19 protein-coding genes are annotated in these 23,000 nt (G+C 61.7%); 11 read left to right on the plus strand and 8 right to left on the minus strand.

Annotated elements, in window-relative coordinates; genetic code table 11:
- Position 1: 1 nt before the first annotated feature.
- Together recN and NW814_RS05215 are read right to left on the minus strand one after the other, a co-directional pair.
- Positions 2-1,708 (minus strand): DNA repair protein RecN, encoded by a 1,707-nt coding sequence (gene recN / locus NW814_RS05210; RefSeq protein WP_414405461.1) that lies wholly within the window; start codon positions 1,706-1,708, stop codon positions 2-4.
- A gap of 99 nt (positions 1,709-1,807) precedes the next feature.
- Entirely contained in the window at positions 1,808-2,128 is a 321-nt protein-coding gene (locus NW814_RS05215) for a hypothetical protein (protein ID WP_414405462.1), read from the minus strand.
- Between the two features lie 102 nt (positions 2,129-2,230).
- Here NW814_RS05215 and NW814_RS05220 point away from each other — a divergent pair, with 102 nt between their 5' ends.
- A complete protein-coding gene (locus tag NW814_RS05220; RefSeq protein ID WP_414393262.1) occupies positions 2,231-2,851 on the plus strand; it encodes a pseudouridine synthase in 621 nt (206 codons plus the stop codon).
- Here the strand turns inward: NW814_RS05220 and hisB are convergent.
- Positions 2,834-3,454 carry an imidazoleglycerol-phosphate dehydratase HisB gene (gene hisB, locus NW814_RS05225; protein WP_099812743.1) on the minus strand — a complete coding sequence of 207 codons (621 nt, stop codon included), beginning with the start codon at positions 3,452-3,454 and terminating at the stop codon, positions 2,834-2,836. The two genes, NW814_RS05220 and hisB, sit on opposite strands and share 18 nt — an antisense overlap.
- Positions 3,455-3,574: 120 nt before the next feature.
- Between hisB and NW814_RS05230 the strand changes: the two genes are divergently transcribed.
- From NW814_RS05230 to NW814_RS05245, 4 genes are all read left to right on the plus strand, one after another.
- Positions 3,575-4,984 carry a RecQ family ATP-dependent DNA helicase gene (locus NW814_RS05230; protein WP_414405463.1) on the plus strand — a complete coding sequence of 470 codons (1,410 nt, stop codon included), beginning with the start codon at positions 3,575-3,577 and terminating at the stop codon, positions 4,982-4,984.
- 108 nt (positions 4,985-5,092) lie between these two features.
- Positions 5,093-6,829: a glycoside hydrolase family 3 N-terminal domain-containing protein gene (locus tag NW814_RS05235; RefSeq protein WP_414405464.1), complete on the plus strand. Its 1,737-nt coding sequence runs from the start codon at positions 5,093-5,095 to the stop codon at positions 6,827-6,829.
- Between the two features lie 236 nt (positions 6,830-7,065).
- Entirely contained in the window at positions 7,066-7,422 is a 357-nt protein-coding gene (locus NW814_RS05240; protein ID WP_414405465.1) for a c-type cytochrome, read from the plus strand.
- Between the two features lie 9 nt (positions 7,423-7,431).
- The gene (locus NW814_RS05245) at positions 7,432-8,103 is read left to right on the plus strand and encodes a diacylglycerol/polyprenol kinase family protein (protein ID WP_414405466.1); all 672 of its coding nucleotides are present in this window, start codon (positions 7,432-7,434) and stop codon (positions 8,101-8,103) included.
- A 105-nt stretch (positions 8,104-8,208) separates the two neighbouring features.
- Here NW814_RS05245 and NW814_RS05250 read toward each other — a convergent pair whose 3' ends face one another.
- Positions 8,209-8,496, minus strand: a complete 288-nt coding sequence (locus tag NW814_RS05250; protein WP_414405467.1) for a helix-turn-helix domain-containing protein — start codon at positions 8,494-8,496, stop codon at positions 8,209-8,211.
- Positions 8,497-8,721: 225 nt separating this feature from the next.
- Here NW814_RS05250 and NW814_RS05255 point away from each other — a divergent pair, with 225 nt between their 5' ends.
- Positions 8,722-9,795 (plus strand): RpoD/SigA family RNA polymerase sigma factor, encoded by a 1,074-nt coding sequence (locus NW814_RS05255; RefSeq protein ID WP_414393253.1) that lies wholly within the window; start codon positions 8,722-8,724, stop codon positions 9,793-9,795.
- A gap of 29 nt (positions 9,796-9,824) precedes the next feature.
- Here NW814_RS05255 and NW814_RS05260 read toward each other — a convergent pair whose 3' ends face one another.
- A complete protein-coding gene (locus NW814_RS05260) occupies positions 9,825-10,358 on the minus strand; it encodes a DUF4079 domain-containing protein (RefSeq protein WP_414393251.1) in 534 nt (177 codons plus the stop codon).
- A 114-nt stretch (positions 10,359-10,472) separates the two neighbouring features.
- On the opposite strand from NW814_RS05260, the gene NW814_RS05265 reads away from it, so the two are divergent.
- The 4 genes from NW814_RS05265 (at position 10,473) to NW814_RS05280 (ending at position 14,980) form a co-directional block, all read left to right on the plus strand.
- On the plus strand, positions 10,473-11,039 hold the full coding sequence (locus NW814_RS05265; protein ID WP_414405468.1) for a phycobilisome linker polypeptide: 567 nt from the start codon (positions 10,473-10,475) through the stop codon (positions 11,037-11,039).
- A gap of 223 nt (positions 11,040-11,262) precedes the next feature.
- Positions 11,263-13,446, plus strand: coding sequence for a polysaccharide deacetylase family protein (locus NW814_RS05270; protein ID WP_414405469.1), 2,184 nt, complete (start codon positions 11,263-11,265; stop codon positions 13,444-13,446).
- Positions 13,447-13,677: 231 nt separating this feature from the next.
- On the plus strand, positions 13,678-14,352 hold the full coding sequence (hisIE, locus tag NW814_RS05275; protein ID WP_414393245.1) for a bifunctional phosphoribosyl-AMP cyclohydrolase/phosphoribosyl-ATP diphosphatase HisIE: 675 nt from the start codon (positions 13,678-13,680) through the stop codon (positions 14,350-14,352).
- The gene (locus NW814_RS05280) at positions 14,312-14,980 is read left to right on the plus strand and encodes a DUF1997 domain-containing protein (RefSeq protein ID WP_414405470.1); all 669 of its coding nucleotides are present in this window, start codon (positions 14,312-14,314) and stop codon (positions 14,978-14,980) included. Before hisIE ends, NW814_RS05280 begins: the two co-directional genes overlap by 41 nt.
- A 355-nt stretch (positions 14,981-15,335) precedes the next feature.
- Here NW814_RS05280 and NW814_RS05285 read toward each other — a convergent pair whose 3' ends face one another.
- The 3 genes from NW814_RS05285 to NW814_RS05295 form a co-directional block, all read right to left on the minus strand.
- On the minus strand, positions 15,336-16,598 hold the full coding sequence (locus NW814_RS05285) for a M16 family metallopeptidase (RefSeq protein WP_414405471.1): 1,263 nt from the start codon (positions 16,596-16,598) through the stop codon (positions 15,336-15,338).
- A 34-nt stretch (positions 16,599-16,632) separates the two neighbouring features.
- Complete coding sequence (locus tag NW814_RS05290; RefSeq protein ID WP_414405472.1) at positions 16,633-17,940, minus strand: M16 family metallopeptidase; 1,308 nt, start codon at positions 17,938-17,940, stop codon at positions 16,633-16,635.
- Between the two features lie 91 nt (positions 17,941-18,031).
- The gene (locus NW814_RS05295) at positions 18,032-19,246 is read right to left on the minus strand and encodes a site-2 protease family protein (RefSeq protein ID WP_414405473.1); all 1,215 of its coding nucleotides are present in this window, start codon (positions 19,244-19,246) and stop codon (positions 18,032-18,034) included.
- Between the two features lie 230 nt (positions 19,247-19,476).
- On the opposite strand from NW814_RS05295, the gene nrdJ reads away from it, so the two are divergent.
- Positions 19,477-22,956 (plus strand): ribonucleoside-triphosphate reductase, adenosylcobalamin-dependent, encoded by a 3,480-nt coding sequence (gene nrdJ / locus NW814_RS05300; RefSeq protein WP_414405474.1) that lies wholly within the window; start codon positions 19,477-19,479, stop codon positions 22,954-22,956.
- The last annotated feature ends 44 nt before the right edge of the window (positions 22,957-23,000 follow it).

The following is a 23,000-nucleotide window of genomic DNA, read 5'->3' on the forward strand; positions in this document are numbered from 1 at the left end:
GCTAAACAGAGCTAGCCAGCTGCAGCTGGCGCAATTGGGCTGCTTGCTTGAGAAGGGCTTCCACGAAGCTCATCGCTTCCTGGGCGGAGTGGCCGGCAGCTAGTTGGGCCAATTCTTCCCGGCGCTCTTCTTCTCCCAGAGGATCCACCCGCACGCAAGTTCGCCCTTCTTGCACCACTTTGTGAACCCGCAGGTGGTGATCCGCTAGGGCAGCAATCAAGGGTTGGTGGGTAACGCAGAGAACCTGGCGGCTACGGGCAAGCTGGTGGAGTTTGGCGGCAATGGCCTGTGCTACCTTGCCGGATACGCCGACGTCGATCTCGTCAAAGACCAGGGTAGCCACCGGATCGACGCGGCTGAAGACTGCTTTTAAGGCCAGGAGAAAACGGCTCATCTCGCCGCCGGAGGCAATGTCGGCTAGCGGTTGCAGGGGCTCCCCAGGGTTGGGACTAAACCAAAAGCTCACCTGATCCACCCCTTCGGCAGTGGGGGATCCGGCTTGAATCTGCACCTGGAACTGCACGCCGCTCATCCCCAGGGGCCTGAGTTCCTCCAGCAGGGCTCTCTCCAGTTTCCGGGCTGCCTGCTGCCGCAGTTGGGAGAGCCTCTGGCAGTGGTGCTCCAGCTCCTGGGCTGCTTGGTTCAGCTGCGCCTCTAGTTCCTCCAAGTCGGTGCTCTCGTCCCGCAGGCGGGCTAGCTCCACCTGCACCCGCTCCGCATGAGCCATCACCTCCGTCAAGGTGGGGCCGTATTTGCGGCAGGCCTGGCGCAGTTGAGCTAAGCGCCGTTCAATTTTGCTTAACCGACTGGGATCGGCCTCCAGGGCCTCGCCGTAGCGCAGCAGCTCCCGCCCCGCTTCCTCTACCTGCACGAGGGCGTTGCTAACCATTTCCGCCAAGGGGGCAAGCTCGGGATCCCGTTGAGCCATGCTCCGCAGCAGCCGCTCGGCCTGGGCCAAGAGATCGGCGATGGCTGGCGAGCCGCTGTCATTTTGGTAGAGCAGTTGGTGGGCGGCATGGCTTTGCTGCCGCAACTCCACCCGGTGGACTAGGCGCTCCCGCTCCCGCTCCAGTTTGCTCAGCTCCTCGGGATCCTCCAGGCGCAGGGCAGCCAGCTCTCGGGCTTGCAGCTCCAACAGATCTAGGCGCTGCAGGCGCAGTTGTTGACTCTGCTGCCGGGACTCCATTTCAGCTTTGAGCTGGCTCCAGGTCTGGTAGCAAGCTGCCACCTGGGTCCGTGCCCGCAGCAGCTCTTCGCCGCCAAAGGCATCCAGCCAACGGCGCTGGGCTTGAGGGGACTGAATTTGAGCCGTTTGCCCTTGGGCAGTGATCTCCAGCAGTTGGGAGCGCAGCCTGAGCATCTGAGCTTTGTTGACCACCACCCCGTTGACTCGCAGGCGGCTGGTGAGCTTGCCGCTACGCACCGCCAGTTCGCGGCTGCAGACCAGGCCCTCTTCCAGGGGCTCAATCTGTTCTTGCTCTAGCCAGGCTTCCAGATCGGCATTGGGTTGAAAGATAGCTTCCACTAGGCCCCGCTGGCTGCCACTGCGCAAAGCCCGCGCTGGCCCGCCCAAAGCCGCATCGAGGGCCTCGAGAATAATGGACTTACCTGCCCCCGTTTCCCCGGTAAGCACGTTGAGCCCTGCCCCAAAGGGGATCTCCAACTGCTCGATCAGGGCGAAGTTCTCAATCCGCAACAGGCTCAGCATAGGGATCTGTCGCCCGAGGCGTCGCTAGCGGTGGCTAGGGCAGTTCTGTCTCAGGTTAGCGCAGCTGCTCCTGGAGCGAGGTTAGAAAGGGGGTTGCCCTTAGGTCTCCGGCGTTTCCCCTGGTTTATCGACTTGCTCGGGCGTGGTGTCGAGGGTTTCAGGGGTTGCCGTTACTTCCTGAGCAGGAGGGCTAGGCTCGGTTTCTGGCTCTAGGGCAGCGGATCCAGTGTCAGAAGCAGCAGGCGGGATCCCGGCTTCGGGTTCAGAAGCAGCAGCGGTGGGGGGAACGGCTTCTTCTTGCTTTTGCCGCTCGTAGCGGCGCCGTTTGAGGGCTTCGTCCACCCAGACGTAGACCAAGCTGAGAAGGGAGAGCCCTGCCGTTGCCACTAAAACCCAGAGTAGAGTGTTGTCTATCGCCATCAGGTGCAATCCACCAAACGCTGCTGCCTGTGGAGAAATGCTGCTTCCTGAATCTTACCGTTGAAGTTGCACTGCCTAGTCCAAAGACGGAAGCCGTCTGCCATGCGCTACCTCAAGTTTTATAAACCCTACGGCGTGCTCACCCAGTTTACCGACCCGGCAGGGCGCCTCACCCTCAAGGCCTTCATCCCAGTGCCCAGGGTCTATCCAGTGGGGCGGCTAGATCGCGATAGCGAAGGACTGCTCTTGCTCACCGATGACGGCCAGCTCCACGCCCGCCTGATCGATCCCAAGTTTGGCCACAAGCGCACCTACTGGGTGCAGGTGGAAGGGATCCCTACGCCGCAGGCTCTGCAACAGTTGCAAGAGGGAGTGATCATCCAGGGGCGAAAGACCCGACCGGCTGAGGTTAGAGTTCTGGCCGAGGAGCCGGATCTGCCACCGCGGGATCCGCCCATTCGCTTTCGCCGCTCCATCCCCACCACCTGGCTGGAGCTGACGCTGCGGGAAGGTCGCAATCGCCAGGTGCGCCGCATGACTGCTGCGGTCGGGATCCCAACGCTGAGGCTGGTGCGGGTAGGACTAGGCCCCCTTTCCCTAGCAGGTCTGGCTCCTGGCCAGTGGCAGGATCTCAGCGAGGCGGAGTTGGCCCGCTTGCGGCACTGCTGTTTTGGCCAGTCGCGCCGTCCCCGGCTTGGGCGAGAGTTACAGCACCCCTTTTGAGCTGGGGATCCCATCTTGTCGGCGCGGATCCCGTTCTACGGCCATGCGCAGGGCGCGGGCAAAGGCCTTGAAACTGGCCTCGACGATGTGGTGGGCATTGAGACCAGCAACCTGGCGGATGTGCAGGGTAAGCTGGGCGTGGTTGGCCACCGCCTGGTAGAACTCGCGCACCAACTGGGTTTCGTAGCGGCCAATGCGTTCGACGGTCAGCTCCAGACCATAGCTGAGGTGGGGGCGCCCGGAAAAGTCCAGCACCACCTGCACCAGCGCCTCATCCAACGGAGCCCAGAAGTGACCAAAACGGTAAATGCCGCGCCGATCCTGCAGCGCCTGCGCCAGCGCCTGTCCCAGGGCAATGCCCACGTCCTCATTGGTGTGGTGGTCGTCGATGTGCAGATCCCCCACGGCCTTGATCTGGAGATCAATTAGCCCATGGGTGCTGAGCTGGGCCAGCATGTGGTCCAAGAAGGGGATCCCGGTGTCGATCTCGTACTGCCCTCTGCCATCGAGGTTGAGATGCACTTGAACGTCCGTTTCGTTGGTGCGGCGGTGCACCGAGGCCGTCCTGGGCTGCAGCAGGCGGGGGGAGTCGATGGCTGTCATGGCAAGGGTAGGGGAGCACTAGGAAGTCCAGCTCTAGGATCGCACAGGTAGGGGTGCCAGAATCAGCGTCTTTGGCCAGGGGGGCAGGCGGGCTCAGGTTGCAGAGGGGGAGAGTGTTCCTTGCAGGATTGGCAACAGATTCAACGGGCCCTCAAGCAGTATTGGGGCTACGAGGCACTGCGCCCACCTCAGGAGCGGGTCATCCGTGCCTTGCTGGAGAAGCGGGATGCACTGGTGGTGTTGCCGACGGGTTTCGGCAAGTCTCTGTGCTTTCAACTGCCGGCCTTGCTGCAGACAGGGCTGACCCTGGTGGTCTCGCCTCTGATTGCCCTGATGGAAGACCAGGTGCAGGATCTCTGGAAGCGCCGTCTGCCGGCGGCCTGTTTGCACAGCGAGCTGGATCCAGCTCTGCGCAAGCGGGTGTTGCGGGCTTTGGAGGAAAACCGGCTGCGTCTACTGTATCTGGGGCCGGAAACCCTCTTCAGCCCGCCAGTCTGGGAGCGGCTGCAGCAGGTGCCCCTCAACGGCCTCATGGTCGACGAGGCGCACACCTTGGTGCACTGGGGGGGATCCTTCCGGCCCGACTACCGCCGTCTGGGATTGGTGCGCCCTGCCCTGGGCCAGCCTGCCTTTCCCATTGCTGCCTTTACCGCCACTGCCGATCCCGAAACCCTCAGCCGCCTGCGCCACATCCTCGACCTGCAGAATCCGGAATGCATTCGCGCTGACCCGCTGCGAACCAACATTTCTCTCAACGTGGCGGTGGCCTGGAGCCCAGCGGATCGCCGTCGGCGCCTGCTGCGCTTTCTGGCGGAAAACTCCGGCTCGGGCCTGGTGTACGTGCGCACGCGGCGGGATGGAGAGGAGCTGGCCGAGTGGTTGGGCTGCCGCAACCAGAAAACCGCCACCTACCACGGCGGCCTGGAGGCGGGATCCCGCCGTCGGCTGGAGCGGGCTTGGCTGGAGGGCGAGCTGCGCTTTCTGGTCTGCACCAACGCCTTCGGCTTGGGGATCAACAAGCCCGACGTGCGCTGGGTGCTGCACTTTCACCCGCCCCCCAACTTAATGGACTACCTGCAGGAGGTGGGGCGGGGCGGGCGGGATGGCGGCCCTTGCCAGGCCCTGATGTTGGTCTCCGAGCCGACAGGCCTCTTGGATCCCACCGATCGCCAGCGCCAAGCCTATTTCTATTCCCAGCAGGAGCGCTTGCTGGCCCAGGCGCGGCGTTTGCTGCAAACGCTGCCCCCCCAGGGATCCTACGCCGACTTGCCCCCCGGAGAGACGCGGGTGGCCCTGGGCCTGCTGCAGGAGATGGGCTGTCTGCACTGGCCAGATCCCTTTCACTTTCAAGTGCTGCACCGCCGCTGGCAGCCGCCGCCGCGGCAGGATCCCTGGCAGGGGATGGACGACTTCATCCACAGCCGCGGCTGTCGCTGGCAGGTCATCCTGCGGCATTTTGGCTACCCTGAGAACCAGCCTGGTCTGCCCTGCGGCACCTGCGACCGCTGCCGGGCTTCCCAAAGGCGCTGATGGGTGCTTGCCCAGCCTTGTGGCCAGCGATTAGGATCCCCTCGCTGAGGCTTTCCTGGAGTGTCCATGGGTGGTTCTGGATCCCCAGTTGCAGCGCTTGAGCAGCCCTTGTCCCTGGCAAAGCAGGTGGCGCAACTGCTAGTGGTGCCGGTCTCGGCCCGCCTGGGATCCCAGGCTCCTCCCCGAGAGGTTCTCAAGCGGCTGATCCAAGAGGTGGGGATTGGAGGCATCTGGATTACCGATGGCCATGTGGCTGAGGCCCTGCTCCTCATTGAGGAGGCGCAGTCTTGGGCGACTCTGCCCCTTCTTGTGGCAGCCGAGGCCAGTCGCGGCCTGGCTCTGCAGGGAGCCACTTCCTTCCCCCACCCCCTGGGCCTGAGCCGCCTGGGCTCTGAGGCCGAGCGCTGGGCGGAACAGTGGGGAAGGATCACGGCGCGGGAGGCGGCGGCCATCGGCATCAACTGGCTGCTTGGCCCGGTGGCTGAGCCCCTGGGGCAGGGTCTAGCAAGACTGGCGCTGGCGGAGGAGCCACAGCTGGCGTTGCAACTGGCGCGGGCCTTTGTGCGCGGCTGCGAGCAAGCGGTTCCGGAGGGGATTCTAACCACCGCCAGAGCCTTCCCCGGCCAGGGCTGGGCAGAGGGGCGGGCCAACCCCCTGCTGTTGCTAAAGCCAACTGCTGACCCCTGGTGTCCTCGCCTAAGCCTCACCTTGGAGGAGCTGCAAGCAGGACCCTGGCTGCCGTTCCGCGGTCTGGTGGACCAGGTAGGAGCCATCTCGGTTGCGCCAGTGGTGCTGCCGGAGTGGGACGAGCGCTGGCCGCTCTCTCTTTTGCCGGGGCGGCTGACCCAGCTGCTGCGCCAAGAGTGGGGGTTTAGCGGTCTCATTGTGGCAGAGGGCCTCGACCAAAACTTCCTAGCCAACCTGGCTGATCCCCCCCTGCTGGCGGTGCGGGCTCTCCAGGCCGGCGCCGACCTCCTTTTGGCCCCTCCCGACCCTTTGGCGGCTCTCGCAGCCGTTGTGGAAGCTGTGCAGCGGGGATCCCTAGACCCCCAGGCCATTGCCCAGTCGGTAACGCGGCTGCTGCGGGCTAAGCAGCGGCTTTTTCCCTCCGCCTCCGCCCTACTCAAGCAGGTGTGGCCGCCCCTGGCAGAAACGGACTTTAGCTTGCTGCCTGGCTGGATGGGGGCTCAGGTCAACCGCGGTTTTCCCGACGAGCACTTAAAACCCTTGCTACTGGGGGATCCCCTCGCCAAAGATTCACCCCTTGCCAAGCTGTTTAGCGCCCGCTCCTATCTTCCTAGGGCTGCCCAGTTGGGATCTCTTCTAGCCGAGAGCGACATTGCCCCTTGTCAGGCAGCCATGGCCCGCGGCGGAGTGATCGGCGGTCAGCCTCTGCCTCTCCCCTTGCCGCCTGGCAGTTGGAACTGGATCTGGCAAGATCTCTCCCTGGGCGCTGAGGCAGTGCTCCTAGCCGAGTCCCCTGCCCTAAGCATTCCCGCGAGCTTGGGTCTTCCGCCCCTACTCAGCCATTCCCTTACCCCCTTGAGCTTGCTGGAGGCAGCCCTTAGCAGCGGCGGCCAGTTGATTCTCCAGGCTTTTGTCCACGAGGCTCTGCCCAACTACGTGGTGGATTGGCTAAGGCGGTGGCGGGAGCGGATAGCAGCCGTTGTTACTTATGGAAACTTGGCGGTTTGTCATCGCCTCCAGAGTTACTTCCAATGGACCAACGCCATCCACAGCCTCAACGCCGATTCCCTCGCTCAATTGGCAGTCATGCAACGCCTGTTTCCCAGCCGACCCCTGCTGGAGAAGGGCAGGCTTCAGCAAGCTGCTGCAGATCATTAAGAGAAAGTAAATGCCGTTACGGATTGTTGGCAGGAAGGGGCTCCTAAGCTATTGTATTGGTGGAAATGTAAAAAATTGAAACGTCTCTCTCAGGGTTGTCGGCTGTGCCTTTCTTTTTCCCCCACCTCGACATTTCCGGTAGCCCTCGCTTGGCTTCTGGCGGGGGAGGAGGGCAAGCCTGCTCTCAGCCCTCCAGGTGGCAGCCCCTGAGCCCATTTTTTGCCCTCCTGCAGGCGATGTGGTCAGTTGACTGGGCGAGGAACCTGGGACTGGGTCTAGCTCTTGTGGGTCTAGCGGTCTTTGGCTGGAGTTGGCTAGCGGCAGCCATGCGGCCGGATCCCTACACCGAGGCTGTTTTAAGTCTAGAAGGACAAGCCAGCAGGGGAGCCTCGCTATTTGCCCTTAACTGTGCGGCTTGCCATGGCGAAGAAGGGGATGGCCGTGTGGGCCCCAGCCTGCGGGGAGTAAGCAGCCGCCGCTCCGACCGGTTTATCATTGACCGAGTAACTAGCGGCAAAACTCCGCCCATGCCCCAGTTTCAGCCCGATCCCCAAGCAATGGCAGACTTGCTTAGCTACCTGAAAACGCTCTGAGGCCGGCTCATGGGCCTGACACAGCAGCTTGCTTGCTATGCTCTCTGGCTGGCCTCCGTTTTTGCTTTTGCGGAATGGCTGCGCTCCCAGCAGGTAGACGGCGAATGGGTGCGCAAAGTTATCCACATTGGCGTAGGCAACATCATCTTGCTGGCCTGGGCCCTCCAGGTGCCCCGCTGGGTGGGAGTGGGGTTCTCCCTGGTGTTTGCGGGCTTGGCGCTGCTCTCCTACCGCGTGGCCATCTTGCCTAGCCTAAACGGCGTTGGGCGGCGCAGCTTCGGTACTTTTTTTTACGCTGTCAGCATTGGTCTATTGCTCTTCTGGTTTTGGCGGCCCCAGCAACAAGTTTTCGCTGTCATCGGCATTCTGGTGATGACCTGGGCCGATGCCCTGGCAGGGCTGGTGGGCAAAAGCTGGGGCAAACACCTGTATCGACTGGGATCTCTCCAAAAAAGCTGGGAGGGATCCCTGACCATGTGGGTGGTGAGCAGCTTGGTGATGGCGCTGCTGCTTGTGGGGTACTTTGGCTTCTCCCCCTTGTTGCTTGCCGTCAGCGTCGGGGTGGGGGGGGTGGCCATGGGCTTGGAGATGTTGTCTTGGTGGGGGCTGGACAATCTGACTGTGCCATTGGGCAGCGCCAGTCTCTGCTTTGCTCTGCTGCAGCTTCTCAACTATTTGTAACGATTGCTACCAGTTACAGGCCAGACTAAGCCCAGCCCCAGCAGGGGCTGCTCTTCTTAGCCGCCCTCGCGCTGCCGGGGAGTACGGCGGGCCTTCCCCAACAAACTAGAGGTGGGACTCGTCGCCGCTCAGCAGCCAAGTAACTGAGACCCCCAGCGCCTTGGCAAAAGCCACCAGTTCTTTGTCGATGACCCGCCGTTTGCCCTTTTCCACCTGGCCAACCTTAACGTAGTCCAAATGCACACCGTACTTGGCCAGGCGACCCGCCAGTTGATCCTGGGTTAGCTGCAACTTCTCTCGTACCCAGCGCACCCGCTCTCCAATCAAGTTGGCCGCAGGGCGGTGCTGGTCTTTTCCAGCCTGGGGAGTCTGATGGCTTCTCCGGCGCCCCATGGTAGCCTAAGCTAGCACGATTTTGTCGGAGCAGGTAGCCTAGCGGTCTCCTAGGCATCCTACATCAAGCTCTGGATCGAAAATTGCTCACAGCCGTTTATGTCCAGGATGCTTGACCTATCAGTCTCTGTTACTCCCGCCTACAGAGAGGAGAATTCTTAGCAAGAATGACTAGCATGATCGATTTTCGCTTACACAGGAGGAGAAACTTTCCTAGACTAGGGAGTGAAGTTCTCTCCTCAGGTGGCTGTGGTTTTCTCTCGTCCCCTATCCCCTCAAGAGCTCGAGGAGCCCTGGCCGGAGGCTCTGGATTCGGCTGCAGAGGCTGATTTAGAGGCCGGTAGCCGGCGCCTCAATGAAGATGCGGTCGACCACTACTTGAATACGATTGGCCGGGTGCCCCGCATCGATCACGCGGAAGAAATTGAGCTGGCGCGCAAAATTCAGCAGAAGCTGCTCATTGATCAAGCCCGCAAGGAATGGCGGCAGCAGCGGGGGCAGGATCCCAGCGATGAGGAATTGGCGGCAGCCCTGCAGATCCCTGTAGCTACTCTGCGCTCGCGCATCCGCCAGGGAGAGCAAGCTCAGCGCAAGCTCATCAACGCCAACCTGCGTCTGGTGGTCAGTGTGGCCAAGAAGTACCTCAACCGGGGGGTGCCCTTTCTGGACTTAATCCAAGAGGGCAACATGGGCCTCATTCGAGCCACTGAGAAATTCAATGCCGAGCGAGGTTTTCGCTTCAGCACCTACGCCCACTGGTGGATTCGCCAAGGCATTACCCGCTGCATTGCCAACCAAGCCCGAACCATCCGCCTGCCAGTGCACATGGTGGACAAAGTGCGCTTGCTCAAGCGCACCAACCGCGAGCTCATGAAGGCCCGAGGACGGCGGCCTACCGAAGCCGAGCTGGCTGAGGCACTGGGCATCAAGATCAAGAAGTTGCGCCTGATCCAACAGGCTGCCGCTTTGCCTCTGTCGTTGGATGTGCCGGTTGGCCAGGAAGGGGAAAGCCGCCTGGGAGATCTGCTGCCGGATGAACGGCAGGAGCAACCCTTTGAGGAGATCCTGGAGCAATCCCTGCGGCAAGATGTGCGTTCTGCCCTGCAGACCCTGAAGCCCATTGAGAGGCAAGTGTTGGAGTTGCGCTATGGGCTAGACGGGCAAAGGGCAAGAACCCTGCAAGAAGTGGGGGATCACTTTAACTTGACGCGGGAGCGGATTCGGCAGATCGAACGGGATGCCTTGCGCAAGCTACGGGTGGGCCGTTCTTCGCGAACTTTGGTGCAGTACCTTCGCTAGGTTTGGCTCCAGGGGCTACTAAGGACTCGCTACAGAGATAGACCCAGCTTCAGGCCCAGCAGGGCATGGGTAAAGAGCAAGCAAAGAATGAGGCTGCCCAAATAGGCATGGGCTGTGCGCCAGGTCTCACGGTTGCCGCCAAAACCGCTCAGGGACAAAGCACTGTTGGCCGCCAGCAGCAGCAACACCAGGGATCCCGTCCAGAAGTGAGGGCTCCTCAGCAGGGGCTGGCCCTGCATCACAAGAGAAAGAAGGCCGCCGGTGTAGCCCAAGGCAATGAAGGTGGCCATCCAGGGGGCTACTTTGCGGTGATCCAAGAGGGGCTTTTGGGCCGATTCCGATAGGGAGCCCCCGCCTGCCAGGCGCAAGACCCGCCCCCGCCAGCCCGTTAGGCCAACAAAGCTGCCCATGACCACTACCACAATGCCCATCATCAGAGGATGTCCCCATTGCACAACTGGTTGGGGCAGGTTGAAGCCAGCAAAGAACTGGGCTACTGGCTGCAAGGCAGCCGTCAACGACTCGGAAACTGCCGACAGATCGGGCAAGGCCAAGCCCAACATAGGGATCCCTCCACTAGCGCAACAAACCCACAGTCTGTAACAAATCTACAACAAACCTACCCTGGATGACAGCGGCTAGCCAGAGGCTTCAGGGGAACACCTGGCGACGGTAAAATGTCTAGCGGTGAAGGGGCGGCCGAGGGCAGATCCCTGGCTGCAGACGCTAGCGAGCACAACGGAGTTATTCCCATGGCCAAGTTGTTGTTGGGGGATCAGTCCTTTGAGGTGGAGCTACTGACGGATGTGCCCACCAATTGGCCTGGAATTAAAGTCATGTCCAAGGGAGCTAAGCTAGATATCCCCCCAGGAACGGTGGTGAGGGTGGAGTCCGAGGATGACCACATAGCGGGCTCCTACAAGGTGGTCTATCGTTTGGCACCTGCCTATCCCCGCAGCTGGCGACTCCTCTTGGAGCGGGCAAGTGCCGAGATTGCCCAGGCGGCAGCAGCTTCCCCATCCAAGGCTGCCCCAGCTAGCCCTGCCTCAGGCCCCTCGGCGCCCAACCGCGATAAGGTCTTTACCATCAAGGTATCCGGCCTGGTAGGAGGAGGCGTGCGCAAGAGCGTTGTCGAGTACAAAGTGCCCTTCAGCCGGCTCTCCCAAGAAGTTAAGCGGATTACCCAAATGGGAGGCAAAATCGTCAGCATTACGGAGTCCAATTTGTTGAGCAACCTCAGCTAACTTGCCCAGAAGGCAGCTGTGGCTCTGCTGGATCCCCACCAGCAGATGAGGGTGGTAGGCTAACGCTGGTTTTGCCGGTGAGGAGGAGAACATGACGTCTCGACAGCCGCCGAGGCGCCGGGGTGGCTATCCAGTCCCCAGTGCAAAAAGGGGAACCCCGTTCCCTCCCTCCGCCTTCCGCCACCGAAGTTTTTCTGCTCCCGTACAGCAACCGCCAACGAAGTTGCGCTTCCGGCTCCTCGGCTTCTTGGCCTTATTGGTCACGGTGCTAGGGTTTGGCGCCGGCGCCCTAGTGGCCTGGGTAACTGCTCATCCCAACTGGGCTAGCCGCCTACTGGGGCTAGGGCCTGCAGCCGAGATACCTGCTCCCCGCGCCCAAGCCAAGGCGGCCCAACAGCGCCTGACCCTCCCCCAAAAGCGGGATCCCTTTGCCCTTCATCCCACAGCCAGCCTCTCTTACGTGCCGGCCATCATGTACCACGACGTGGTAGCTGGCCGCAAACAGGTGTGGTTTGACACCACGGTAGCCGAGCTGCGGCAGCACTTCGAGGCCATTAAGCAGGCGGGGCTGACCCCCATCCACATTGACCAACTGTACAAACACCTACGCGACGGGGATCCCTTGCCGGAAAAAGCCATTTTGCTGACCTTTGACGATGCTTACCTGGGCCTGTACGAGAACGCCTACCCCCTCCTGAAGGAGTACAACTACCCTGCCACCTACTTTGTGCAAACTGGCTTTGTCGGCGTGCCCACCAGCAAGGATCACTTTACCTGGGATCAGATGCGGGAGATGGACGCCAGTGGGTTGATCGACTTTGCCGCCCACACCGTTAACCATCCTCCCGACCTGCGGGTGCTAGACGACAACCGTCTGCGGCGAGAGGTGTTTGACTGCAAGGCCAAGCTGGAGCAGGAGCTGGGCCACCCCATCTACTACTTTGCCTATCCCGAAGGCAATCGGGACGAGCGAGTGAAGCGGTTTCTTGCCGAGGCGGGCTACCGGATGGCTTTCACCATGGATCCTGGCTTTACAGGCCAGTCTCCCAACTTGCTGGAGGTGCGCCGCTTTAACCAGTTCCGCCTTGCCGAAGCCATTATTGGCGCTCGCACCTTCACCCTTGGCCGCAGCCCCGACTACTGGCTGGATGTTACTCAGCCGTTGGCCTTGACCGATGAAGTGATCGACGGGGTGCGGGTACTCACCATCCGCGGCGGACGGGCAGCCACAGTGCATGCAGAACGGCGCTACGAGGTAAGGACGCTAGTCCGGCGCTACCAGGCCGATGCGGGCATTAACGGCAGCTTCTTCTCCATTCCCTGGATTAACTCCGCTAGCAACGTCATGGTGGGGCCGGTGATGGCTGCCAACCACAAGACCTTCATCCCCGGTCGCCCCGAAGATGACAAGGTGCTGCGCGGTCGCCCCCTGGTGCTGCTGGGCAGGGATCGGCTGCGCTTTGTGCCCTTTGATCCCGATACTATGACCCGGCTTGAGAACATCCGCCAGTTGATGCCGGAGGTTACGGATCTGTTTGTGGCGGGCCTGTGGCTGGTTAAGGACGGCCATGCCCTCTCCCAGGCGGAGATCGATTCCTTCCGCCTCTCTAGCGCCGCCGAGTTTCGCCCCAGGGCTTTCTTTGGGGTGGACAACCAAGACCAGGTAGTGATCGGAGTTACCAAAACCCACGTCAACGCCGCCATCCTGGCCCGTCTTCTGCCCAAAAGTGGGATCCGCGAGGCGGTGCTGCTGGACTCTGGCTTTAGCACCTCGCTGGTCTACCAAGGGGAGATCCTCGCTACTGGCCATGCCGGCCCCAACCAGCCCAGCCGCCCTGTGCCCCATGCCATTCTGCTCTACGACCTGAACCGCCTATGGGCAAGGGATCCCCATCCAGAAGCCGAGGCTGGCTCTGAGGGAGATCGGCTGGAGGGGCTGGTGCAACTTTTGCCGGCTAGCGACCAAGAGGCAGCCAGGGCCCAACTGAAAAGCATTCTGGCCGGCCAGCGCACTCTGAGGCAGGGGGATCGGGGCCCGGCGGTAGTGGCGGTGCAACTGGGGTTGAGCCACCTGGCTGCTCAGCAGGGACGGCTGGATCTGCTCCCCTCTGGCCCCGATGGCGTGTACGGCCAAGAACTGGCCCAGGCAGTGGCGGAACTGCTGCTAGCCGAACCTGGGCGCAGTGAGGAGGGATCCCCTCAAGCAACCCCTACACCCCTAGGCGCGGGAACTGCCCCTCTGTCTGGAGGCGGGGACGCCATCGACGCCCAACTGCTGAAGCAGCTGCTGGAGCGGGTGGACTTCTCTCCTAGCGCTGTACTGGTGGATACGCGCCTGGAGCGGCCAACTTGGCCTCTGGAGCGCAAGCCAACCCGGAAACTGCTGCCCAGGGTGGCTCTAGATTGAGCTATGGCTGCAAAGAGTCGGTGAGCGCAGCATTTAACCTCAAGCTGAGGCCAACAAAGCTAGGCCAGGTTCCCTTGGTTTGCGGGGTGAAGTTTGTCACCCCCTGGGTTCTGACAGCAGCCGGGCTGATTGCGACTGTTGAAAGTGGCCAAGGGGGGTTGGGACCTGGAGGGATATCCTTTCTGAAGCTGGTTTTGCTATCTTGCTTTCAATACTTTTCTGCTGCTTCCTATGGCTTCTTCTGCTTCAGCAGATCTGCCCCGCCCTCTTCTACAAGCAGAGGTTGCTCGTCTAGACAGCCTCCGCTACAACGAACAGGGTTTGATCCCGGCCATCGTGCAGGACTACCTGGATGGGACGGTGCTGATGATGGCCTGGATGAACCGGGAGTCGCTGCAGAAAACTTTGGAAACGGGCCGCACCTGGTTCTGGAGCCGCTCGCGGCAGGCGCTGTGGCCCAAAGGGGAAACTTCTGGCCACGTCCAGTGGGTCAAGCAAATCCGCTACGACTGCGACAGCGACGCGCTGGTCATCTTGGTGGAGCAGGTGGGGGATGCGGCATGCCACACGGGGGCGCGGAGCTGCTTCTTCCGCACGCTGCAAGGGGATCCCATTCCGGCAGCCGATACCCTGTCGCAGGTGTTTGCCGTCGTCAAAGCCCGCCAGGCGGATCCCCGGCCCGATTCCTACACCAGCAGCCTGCTGGCCAAGGGAGACAACGCCATCCTGAAAAAACTCGGCGAGGAGACGGCTGAGGTGGTGATGGCGGCAAAGGAGGGGGACAAGACAGCCCTGGCCCGCGAGGTGGCGGATCTCTGGTACCACTGCCTTGTGGCTCTTGCTCACTATCAGGTGGATATTCGGGATGTCTATCGCCAGCTCCAAGCCCGTCGTTCCCCTCAGTGAAGGTGCTCTGTCCAAGGGAGGGGAGCCGCTTTTGGAGGAGATGGATCAGCCCCCAGCCAAGACCCCCTTGGAGTTGCAGGCCGGGCGACGGGGCCAGGTGGATCTGGAAACCGATCGGGAGACGTTGGCTTGTTACCTGCGGGGCCATGGCCAGTGGATCCAGCGCTGCTTCCAGCCGTTGCGAGTGGAGCCCCTCTCTGCTGAAACCTACAGGCTGCAGTTCTTCCGCATGGGCGGCCTAGGATTTGAGCTGGAGCCCAGCTTTGGGATCAAGATTTGGCCGGAGGAAGATTACCTATTTCGGCTCACCTCCATTGAGCTGCCGGGGGATGCTGCCCTGCCCTATCGGGTGGATTGTCAGGCCAGCTTCCGGCTGGAGGAGCTGCCGGGATCCCCTGCCACCACCCGTGTCCACTGGGATCTCCATCTGGATGTGCGCCTGCATTTGCCCAAGTTTTTGCACGTTCTGCCGCGCAAGTTGGTTCAGAAAGTGGGCAGCCAAGTGGTGCAGCAGGTTACCCGCAGCCTCAGCAATCGCTTTACTCACAATGTCTGCAGCGATTTCTACCGCTCCGTTGGTCGTCCCCATCACCCCTATCGCTTGGTTACGGTGGAGGATAGGGCGTGATGCCGTTGCGGGCAGGCTGCTCGGCCTTTCCCGCCAGCCGGTGTAAACGTCGTGCTGTCCTCAAAAACACGACCTTGATGGGAGGTGCGGAGGAACCATCAGACGCGGAAATCCTCCGCTAGTTGTGCCCTGGAAGAGACAGCCGCTGCCAAAACTCAATCCTGTTCCCGCCGAACTTGGCTTAGTCTCCCCGCGCTGCGCAAGAGGTGTGCAGACCTCGGTAACGGGAAAATAGCGCCCTTCAGGGGTAGGTGGTGGCATCCACCTCGGCGCACTGGTGTAGCCTGCAGGGAGCAAGTAAAGAATCCCACCTCCAGGGTTGGGGAGAATGCCAACCCCTTATTGGGGCACGTGCCTACAATTCAACCGCTGCCAGAGCTTCTTCCGGCCCCACCAGAGCAATGGCGGCGTTAACTAGGTAGGTTTTTGCGGCCTGCTGGAGCTGGGCAGGTGTGAGCTGCCTCACCCTCTGCAAATACTGCTGGTCGAACTCCATGCCCAGACCCAAAATCTCGTACCAGCCGGCCAGCTGCGCCACCTGGGCGTTGGTCTGTTTGCTGAGGGCATACTGGCCCAAGAGCTTGCGCTGAGTCATCTCCACTTCCTCATCGCTAAGGAGGGTTTTGTGTAGGCGATGGATCTCCGCCTGCAGGCGCTCCAGGGCCACTGGAGTGTTCTCCGCCGCCGTGCCCAGGTAGGCCACAAAAGGGGCAGGATCCCGGCGGGTGGCAAAGAAGGCCGAGACCTCATAGGCCAGGCCACTGCGCTCCCGCAGCTCCACAAACAGGCGGCTGGACAGGCCGCTGCCTAGGTAAGTGGCCAGCAGCTTCAGGGCCGGATAATCCGCAGAAGCAGCGGGGGATCCGCGAAAGCCAAGCACAATCGTTGTCTGCTGGGTGGGTTGGAATAGCTTTCGCAGTTGCGGCTTCTCCAAAGGGGGCAGCGACAGGTCTAGTTCAGGAGCAGGCGGGCTGGTGCTTACCCAATCTCCCAGGACAGCTTCCACTTGGGCCGCCATCGTCTCCGGCGGCTCTGGACCGATTACCGCCATCACCATTCCCTCCGGGCGGCAGTAGGTGGCGTGGTAGGTCAGCAAGTCCTCCCGGGTCAGGGATCCCACCGTCTCCAACCATCCCAGCTCGGGAAGGGCATAGGGGTGATCCCCATAGAGGGTCTGCTGAACCTGGTTGAAGGCAAGGCTGAAGGGTCGCTCCTGTTGGGCGCGAATGGTCTGCAACAGCAGCTCCCGCTCGCGCTCTACCTCCGCTTCCGGAAAGCTGGGCTCCCGGAGGATTTCCGCAAGCAACTTCAGCAGCTCGGGGAAATCAGCCGCCACACACTGCAGCCCGACCTCGAGACAGTCGGCAGAGCTTTCCACCCCAAGCCCAGCCCCTAGGGATTCCACCCAGGCAGCAATGGCCTGGGAGTCGCGCTGCTGGGTGCCCTTGGTGAGGACAGCCGCCAGCAAGTGGCTCAAGCCTGCCTGCTGCGGTCGCTCCACCCGGCTGCCGCCGCGAAAAAAACAGTGAGCAGCCAGGATTTCCGTTGCCGGATTCTGGCCCAACAGCAGCGTGATGCCGTTGCTCAGGCGAAGGCGCTGTAAACGGCCCCGTTGCATGGCAAAGAGAGGGAAGCTCCTAGGGGCAAGGGATCTACCGGCAGGCCAGTTGCAGCTCCGAAGCCGCAGCAGCGCCAGAGGCAGCCGGCTTGAGCAAGGCCACCACGTAAGCCTCCGGAGAGAGGTACTGCTGAGCTAGCTCACGGACTTGGGCTGGGGTAAACGCTTGCAACAGCTCCAGGTACTCCTGCAGGCGCTGCACCCCAACCAGGGTCTCGTAGTAGCCGTAGATGCTTGCCAGTTGGCTAGGCGACTCGGCAGAGAAGAGGAGTTCGTGGGTCAGCAGGCGCCGCGCTCGATCTAGCTCAGCCTGACCGATACCCTCCTGCTGCAGCTTCTCAATCTCGCGCAAGATGGTTGCCTCCACCCGCTCCAGGTTTTCCACTTCCAGGCGAGCACTAATGCAAAAAAGCCCCCCCTCTTTCAGCACCAGTGAAGAACAGCCCACCCTCCTCACCCAGCCGCGCTGCTCTCGCAACAGATGCACCAGCCGCGAAGTGCGGCCTCCCCCCAGTACCGCGGCCAACAGCTCCAGGCCGCAAACCTGCTCCCAGGCCTCGAGGCTGACGGTGGGCCAGGCCAATTTTAGACGAGCCTGCTCCAGGCGGGTATGGGTGCTCTCGCGGCGCAGGATCCCTTGGGGACGAGGCTGAGGCGGGATTGGGGGCCTTGTCCAGGCAGAGCCGCTGGCAGGATCCCCAAACTCTCTTTCCACCAGCGCCAGCACCTGGTCCGGATCGATGCCTCCCGTCACCACCACCGTCATGTACTCGGGTCGGTACCAGCCGCGGTGGTAGGCGCGTAGCAGCTCTGGGGTCAACCCCATCAGGCTTTCTGGCGTGCCCAGCACGGGTCGCCCATAGGGGTGCTCCACCCCAAAGGCAGTTTCCAGGAGAAGCTGATAGGCCGTGTGCCCTAGGTTGTCGGCAGCGCGGCGAATCTCCTCCAAAACCACCTGGCGCTCCCGCTCCATCTCCTCCGGAGGGATCCCAGCCCGCAACACTGCCTCCGCCAGATAGGGCAAGGTATCCGGCAGGTCGGTGGCAGCTACGGTGATGTAGTAGTGGGTGTAATCCTGGCCGGTGGCAGCGTTGGTGATCCCTCCCCGCCCTTCAATAACCCGGTCCAGCTCCCCGGGGGCCAGCCGCTCGCTGCCCTTAAAGACCATGTGCTCCAGAAAGTGGGATATGCCCAGCCACTGCAACGGCTCGTTGCGCCCGCCTGTTTGGACCCAGACGTCCACCGTGGCCGAATCGGCAATGGGAAGGGGGTGAAGAATGACGCTTAGCCCGTTGTTTAGGCGATGGGTGTAAGCAGGAAGAAGACGCGGTGCGCGGCTCAAGGTCAAAGTTCTTAATCAGCAGAGAACAAACTTAATCTTACCCGCACAACCGCCGCTGAGAGCCTTCAGGGAGCAATTGGGTTTATCTTTACTAGTCTTGGGAAGGGGTATCCGTTGATCCTGGCCACGACAAGCTGGGGGATCCCTCGCCAACTAGGCTCTCTTCTACCTGAAAGCCAGGCGGCCATTCTTCACTTTCGCGCACCCGCTGCACCACTTCCTTAGGCAGGGTCACTCCCAGCTCCCGCGCGGCTACGGCCACCACGTCTCCCCGATCGATCAGGCCGGCAATGGCGCCGCTGGGGGTGAAGACCAAGACTTGGCGCGGCTCCGCCTGGCCCATCATCTGGATGACCTGGGCAATGGGAGTTTCCTCCCGCACCCCTTGAAGTTGCTCCATCGGCTTGAGAATGGCTTTGAGGGTGAGGTGATCCCACTGGCTGCGCTCGATGTCGTTGAGCAGTTCCGGCCTAACCAGGCCCCGGTAGCGACCGTCCTCCTCGGCAAAGTACACTTCCTGAACGCCTCTTGCGGTCTCTGGCTGGAGGGAGGCAGGGATCAGGTAGCGATCGACAAACTCCCGCAGGCTCATGCCCGCATCCACCACGCGAAAGCGGCGGCTCATGACATCTGCGGCCTTCAGGCGAGCCAACACCCGCTGCAGCTGCGCATACTGCTCGTAGCGACGGGCGCTACTTAAAATAAACAAGCCAATGAGCCCCGTCCAAAGGCCATTGAGGCTCCCCAAAAATACCCCTACTAGACCCAGGCCCACCAAGCCCCAGCCCACTCCCTGGCCAGCTCGAGCTGCCCACAACATGCCCTTTTGCCGATCCCCTGTCCAACCCCAGATGGCTGCTTTGAGCATCTGCCCCCCATCCAGGGGCAGCCCTGGCAGCAGGTTAAACAGGGCAATCACTAGGTTGATGGCAGCCAAGCTGGCAAGCATTGAGGTCAGCGGCGACCCTGGCCCCGCCCAAGCTCCAGCCACGCTGAAGAGGACAAACAAGCCCAAACTGAGAAGGGGCCCTGCCAAAGCCACCCAAAAAGCGCCCAGGGGGCGAGGCACTTCTCGCTCAATGGCCGCCATGCCGCCAAAGATGAACAGGGTGATGGAGCTCACCCGTACTCCATAGGCCCGGGCGACTAGGCTGTGGGCCAACTCATGGGCCAATAGCGAAAGAAAAAGCCCCACCGCTGGCACCACCCCGTAGGAGAGCACCAGCAGCAGAGCCGCTGGAAACCAGGTGTAGTCGAGGAACAAGGGGATCCCCCACAAATTCCCGATGCGCAGGCGACTGGTCATGGCCTTAACTCCTACACAGCTCTTGCCCAGGAGGGCTTTTAGGACAGCAGGCAACCTTTCTCCTTGGGATCCCTTCCTTTCCACTCTAGCCCTTTCCGGGGCTTCGCAGCGAATCCTTGTGGTACCCTGGGTAGCTGTCCAGCAAACCAGGCAACCCTGCTAGAGCGGCCGGGTTAGCCGCAGTGACCCTATTTTTTTGTCCCTCTTTCTGGGGGACGACGGAAACAGCTATGGTATCGACTTCCTCCTACGAGCAGAGCAAAGCGGTACCCTCGCCCCAGGAACAAGTGCCAGGTTTTGTAGACGAGTTCCCCGCGACAGCCCCAACGGCTGCCCCAGTGTTCTACCGCACCTATAGTCGGCGCCGCCCCGATGGCAGCCGCGAGACTTGGAGTGACGTCTGCGATCGCACCCTGGCCGATATTGCCCGCCTAGGGCGCCTTACTCCCCAGGAGCGGGAGCTGTTGGAACGTCTGCAGCGGCAGTTGAAAGCGTTGATCTCAGGTCGGGCCCTGTGGGTGATGGGCACCGAGTGGATCCAGAAGCCGGAAAACTACTCCGGCGCCTACAACTGCACTAGCCTCACCGTGGTGGACTGGCGCTCCTTTGGCCTGATGATGGATCTGGCCATGATGGGCTGTGGCACGGGAGCGGTGCTGGAGCCTCAGTTCATCAGCCAGTTGCCCCCCATCCTCAACCGCCTAGAGGTGCAGGTAGTAGGATCCATTGGTGCCACCCCCCCCGAAGCGCGGCAGGAACACACCCGCATCCAGCGCCAGGGCTCTCACGTGCACATCCAGGTGGGCGATAGCCGCCGCGGCTGGGTGGAGTCTTACCAAGCTCTCTTGGAGCTGGCGGCGGATCCCAGTTTTGGGGGTCAGGTGGAGGTGACGGTGGATCTCAGCCATGTGCGCCCCGCTGGGGAGCGGCTAAAAGGGTTTGGGGGCGTGGCCAACCCCATCAAGCTGCCCGGCTTGTACCAGCGCTGTGCCGCCATCCTCAACAAAGCCGTGGGCAGGCAACTGAACTCGGTGGAGTGCTGCCTGCTCATTGATGAGGCGGCCGCAACGGTGGTGGCGGGGAATATCCGCCGTAGTGCAGGTATGCGCCAGTTTGCCGCCGACGACGAGCTGGGATCTAGCGCCAAAGACAATCTCTGGCAGCAGGACGAGCAGGGCAACTGGAGAATTGACCCTGAGCGAGATGCCCTGCGCATGGCCAACCACACCCGGGTATTTCACCGCAAGCCAACGCGGGAAGAGTGCATTGCTGCCGTGCGCAAGCAGTTTTACTCCGGCGAGGGGGCTATCCAGTGGGCTGGGGAAGCCGTAGCGCGGGCCAACGCCGACCTAATCAACACCCCCGAGCTGAAGCGGGAGTTCCTCAACGTCTATGCCTCGGAGGGACCCGAGGGAGCTAGGCGCTGGATAGAGGAGCGGCAGGCAGCTAGTAGCTCTCCGTCTGTCCAACCGCCAACGTGGCATAGGGTGCAACGGTATGGGCTGAACCCCTGCGTTACCGCAGACACTTGGATCCACACGGGCGACGGCCCGCGCCAGGTGAAAGACCTTATTGGCAAGCAGCACAGCACCTACGTCAACGGCGAGCTATTCAGCACGACCCCAGAGGGGTTTTTCTACTCCGGCACCAAGCCCGTGCTCAAGCTGGTGACCCAGGAGGGATTCTCTCTTCGGCTGACGGGCAACCATCGTGTTCTCAAAGTCATTGCCCAGACTCCAAAGGCGCAATACACGGAATGGGTGCCGGCAGAAGAGCTCCGCCCGGGCGACCGCATTCTGCTGCACAACCATCGCGACCTAACCCCCTGGGATGGTGAGGGGACCTGGGAGGAAGGCTGGCTCTTGGGGAATTGGCTGGGCGACGGCAGCCTTGCCACAACCCAGTGGAATGACACGGCTGTACTGCGCTATGGGCAGGATACGCAGCAGGAGATGAGCCTCCATGCGGCTCAGTTGTTGCAGGCTGCGGTAGGGTACGAACCTCGCCGGCCAGAGACCTGTTATCACCCCAAGCTGAAGGGCCGGGTTATCCATTCCACCGGCTTGGCGAAGCTGGCAGCTAAGTTCGGCATGGCTCCAGGACAGAAGCAAATGACTGCGGCACTGGAAGCCACAAGCTTTGATTTCCACCGCGGCTTTTTGTGCGGCCTGTTTGACGCAGACGGCAGTGTGCAGGGCGGTCAAGAGAAGGGAGTTAGTGTGCGGCTTTCCCAAAGCAACCTGGACACCCTCAAAGCTGTGCAGCGCATGCTGGCGCGTCTAGGGATTGTCTCGGTCATCTACGAGAATCGCCGTCCCGCTGGGTATCGTCTGCTGCCTGATAGCAAGCGCCAGCCAGCCCCCTACGCCTACAAGGTGCAGCACGAGCTGGTCATTAGCGGGGACAACCTGCACCAGTTTCAGGCAGTGGTGGGCTTTCGAGAACCGCGCAAAGCTCAGAAGCTAGGTGAACTGCTCGGCAGCTACCAGCGCCGGCTCAACCGGGAGCGGTTTACGGTTACAGTTGCAGCCCTGGAGCCTGACGGCGTGGAACCGGTCTATGACTGCACCGTGCCCGGCCCAAGCTGCTTTGATGCCAATGGGTTGGTTGTCCACAACTGCGGTGAGATCATCGGATGCGACTTCCACTGCAATCTGGCCGAGATCCACCTCAACCGGCTAGATCCCCACAACCGCCAGGAGCAAGAGGAGGCCTTTACGGCAGGGGCCCTGTCGGCTGCGGCGCTATTGCACCACCGCTTTGTTGAGCCCCGCTTCCAGCGCTCAAGGGAATGGGATCCCATTGTCGGCGTCTCGTTTACTGGTCTATTTGACTTTTGCGTCAAAGCCTTTGGGGTGGACTGGCTGCGCTGGTGGCAGGAAGGGAGGCCCGATACGCCTCTGGGGCGGGAGTTTAAGCAGCAGGAGCGGGAATACCTCAGCTTCTGGAAGGAGGTCGTTCACCGCGTGGTTTGGGACTACTGCGACCGTCACGGGTTGCGCCGCCCCAACCGCTGCACCACCGTTCAACCTGCCGGCACCAAGTCGCTCCTGACTAACGCCTCTCCCGGCTGGCACCCGCCCAAGGCTCAGCGCTACATTCGCCGCATCACCTTTGCCAAAAACGACCCCGTGGCCCTGGCCTGCCTGGACTACGGCTACTCGGTGGTGCCCGCCCAGTCTGACAAGGATGAGCACGGCAACCTGCTCAACGACCCCTTTGATCCCCGCTGCACCGAGTGGTTGGTAGAGCTGCCGGTGGAGGTGGAGTGGGCCAATTTGCCCGGCGCCGAGGAGATTGAGGTTGAGCGCTTCTCTGCCCTGGCTCAGTTTGACTTCTACATGCAGGTGCAAAAGTACTACACCACCCACAACACCTCCGCCACCATCGAGCTGCGCGAGGACGAGATCGAAGCGCTGGGATCCCGCATTTACGAGGCCATCCGCGACGACGAGGGCTACATCAGCGCAGCACTGCTGGCCCGCTTCGACGCTCCCTTCCCCCGCTTGCCCTTCGAGAAAATCGACAAGGCCACCTACGAGCGGCTGATGGCCGAGGTCAAGCAAAGACGAAAGACCGACAACTTTTACGAGGCGCTGGCGCGCTATGACCGCAACCTCGCCCTAATAGCAGAGGGTCCAGCAGGGTGTGATGCCCTCGGCTGTCTGATGCCGGAGGCTAGCCCGCAGGGCGAGAACCCGTCCCGCTAGCAGAGGGGGGGATCCCGCCTCGGGCTCTGGCTACACTGTTCTTG

Source organism: Synechococcus sp. R65.1 (assembly GCF_047461755.1).
GTDB lineage: Bacteria > Cyanobacteriota > Cyanobacteriia > Thermostichales > Thermostichaceae > Thermostichus.